The sequence below is a fragment of the [Mycobacterium] manitobense genome (assembly GCF_025821665.1).
Classification (GTDB): Bacteria; Actinomycetota; Actinomycetes; order Mycobacteriales; family Mycobacteriaceae; genus Mycobacterium; species Mycobacterium arseniciresistens.
This window is the reverse complement of record NZ_JACKSJ010000090.1, coordinates 1-525: the sequence shown is the minus strand read 5'-3', so window position 1 is coordinate 525 and position 525 is coordinate 1. Positions and strand designations below refer to the sequence as shown.

1 protein-coding gene and 1 pseudogene are annotated in these 525 nt (G+C 70.1%); one reads left to right on the top strand and one right to left on the bottom strand.

What is annotated here, in order from left to right; translation table 11 throughout:
* Positions 1-259 (top strand): ABC transporter permease (locus H7I41_RS11680; RefSeq protein WP_264012745.1); only part of this gene is annotated, 259 nt, incomplete at its 5' end.
* 17 nt (positions 260-276) lie between these two features.
* Here H7I41_RS11680 and H7I41_RS11675 read toward each other — a convergent pair.
* Positions 277-525: pseudogene (locus H7I41_RS11675) on the bottom strand (maltokinase); the annotation flags it as partial.

The window sequence follows — 525 nt, the reverse complement described above, 5'->3', positions numbered from 1 at the left end:
GGACCGGTTAATGGGTATCGGTCAGGCCATCACCATGCCGCTGTTCTTCGCCTCCAACGCCCTCTACCCGGTCGAGGTGATGCCGCAGTGGCTGCGCTGGCTGTCCGCGGTCAACCCGCTCAGTTACGAGGTGAACGCGTTGCGCGGCCTGCTGATCGGCACGCCGGGCAACATCTGGCTGGACGTCACCGTGCTGGCGGTGGCCGCCGTCGCCGGGGTGCTGACCGCGGCCGCGCTGCTGCGCAGGCTGGTGCGCTGACCCCCGGGCTCGGCGATCTATACCGCCAGCAGACGGTCGATGGCGCTCAGCGGAATGGGCAACCAGGACGGCCGGTAGCGGGCCTCGTATCCCGCTTCGTAGACGGCCTTGTCCAATTCGTAGGCGCGCAGCACAGCGGACGCCTGCCGCGGGTCGATGGCGCTGCCCGCGATGTAGCCGTCACAGAAGGCCGCGCTGTTGCGCTCCGCCCAGCCCCGGGCGGCGTCCCGGTCCTGCCCCGAGGTCTGCCGTTGATGGGCGGCGTA